We start from the raw sequence: 1,464 nt of genomic DNA, 5'->3' as shown, positions 1-1,464 counted from the left end.
ACGGCGGTATAGACGACAATGCCAAAGGCAAGCGCTATCGCTGCATACCAGTCTTCCCGGCAAACTGCTTTGCTCCCCACGGCGGCGCTGCATGTTGAGCCGCAGGGTGGCCAGCCGGAGGCTGTTGCTGTGCCGGGGCTTGTTGCTGTGGTGGCGGGTTATAAGCCGGGGTCTGCTGCTGCGGTACGGGAGCCTGCTGCATTGGCTGTCCACCGACACCGATCCACTTCTTGACCTCATTTTTAGGTCCATAGCCCGGATCGTTTTTCAGCACTACCCGGATACGAACGACCTGATTAAGCAGTTGATCCGTGTCATTTATCATTGGCTGGCCAATGGCGTGAGCAATCCGGGACAGTTCCTTCCTCCCGATTTCCTCCGCCTTCGGGCTTTTATTAACAATGTTGTGCTGTGACCAGAGCTTACGGCCTTCAAACTGCCCTTCCATAATGGTGTAGGTCAGTTTCACCATGCGGCCACCGGTCTTGGTGTTTTCAAGTGATGCCTCGGTCATCATCGTGAGGTATTCACCTGCCGGCAGTGGTTCAAAGTCATCTGTCGGATCGTAGTCGCCTGCATTAAAACCTAATTGAGCCATGAGTAATCTCCTTATTTCTGGCTGGTGGATTGGGTCAGTGCGTCACTAAAGGCCTGCCAACTCAGCGGGAGCTCAGATGATAGGCCATAGCGATTCTTGGCAATGAAGCTCGGGCGAGCCTCGGTGTAGAGGTAGCGTTGGCCAGTACTGATGCCACGAGTTTTGATCTTGTTAAAACCGCCTTCCTCTTTCTCAATGACGGTTTTGTAATCAGCGAACAGAACGCAATCGACTGACTCCTGAACCAGATCGGAAGCCCGTTTGTGGAGTTTGATCTGATGGCGGTCATAGCTATCCGTGGTCGGACTCTCATATCGTTTGATTTCAGAATGAGCAATCAGAATGATGGCCATGCCCTTTTCATTGCGGAGAGCATCTAAGGTGTTTAACAGCTGTCGCCAGAGATCGAGGGCGAGAATAAACCCTTTGCCATAGCCGAAGTCTTCGATGGATTCATACCGCTCACCCTTCGGTCCGACATAGGTTTCACAGAGGTGTTTCCAGACCATCGGCTCCAAGTGATCAAGACTATCGATGACGACGCTCTGATACTGGTGATCCGATGAATAGAGGACTGTCAGTGCGTCGAGAACGTCCTGAAACGATTTCATCATCGGGAAGGCATCGACTTCGAGCTTGCCAAGGCCGTCCTCTGTGCAGACAAAGATAGGGCTCGGAGCAGAGGCTCCCAAGGTTGATTTACCAACACCTGCAGGTCCGTAGCAGACCATCCGGGGTGCTTTGATACCAGAAGAACGACTGATGGATTCGAGAGAGATAGCCATTACTTCACCTCCTGAGAGGCGGTTGCCTTAGAAAGGCTCTCTTTTTTTTTAATGATGAAAATGGAACTCAGGGCAACAGCG

At 52.1% G+C, this 1,464-nt stretch carries 2 protein-coding genes; both read right to left on the bottom strand.

All coding sequences use genetic code 11. The features are described 5' to 3' along the window. Positions 1-34: 34 nt before the first annotated feature. Positions 35-598: a DUF669 domain-containing protein gene (locus AK963_RS28890; RefSeq protein ID WP_066018715.1), complete on the bottom strand. Its 564-nt coding sequence runs from the start codon at positions 596-598 to the stop codon at positions 35-37. An 11-nt stretch (positions 599-609) separates the two neighbouring features. After that, complete coding sequence (locus AK963_RS28885) at positions 610-1,383, bottom strand: ATP-binding protein (RefSeq protein WP_066018714.1); 774 nt, start codon at positions 1,381-1,383, stop codon at positions 610-612. Between the last annotated feature and the right edge of the window lie 81 nt (positions 1,384-1,464).

Origin of the sequence: Endozoicomonas atrinae, from assembly GCF_001647025.1 — a bacterium.
GTDB classification, from domain to species: domain Bacteria; phylum Pseudomonadota; class Gammaproteobacteria; order Pseudomonadales; family Endozoicomonadaceae; genus Endozoicomonas; species Endozoicomonas atrinae.
This window is presented reverse-complemented; position numbering and strand designations above follow the sequence as displayed.

Bases quoted from the DNA above. Each gene is read 5' to 3' on its own strand.
- AK963_RS28890 (WP_066018715.1), bottom strand. From the start codon at position 598: ATGGCTCAATTAGGTTTTAATGCAGGCGACTACGATCCGACAGATGAC.
- AK963_RS28885 (WP_066018714.1), bottom strand. From the start codon at position 1,383: ATGGCTATCTCTCTCGAATCCATCAGTCGTTCTTCTGGTATCAAAGCA.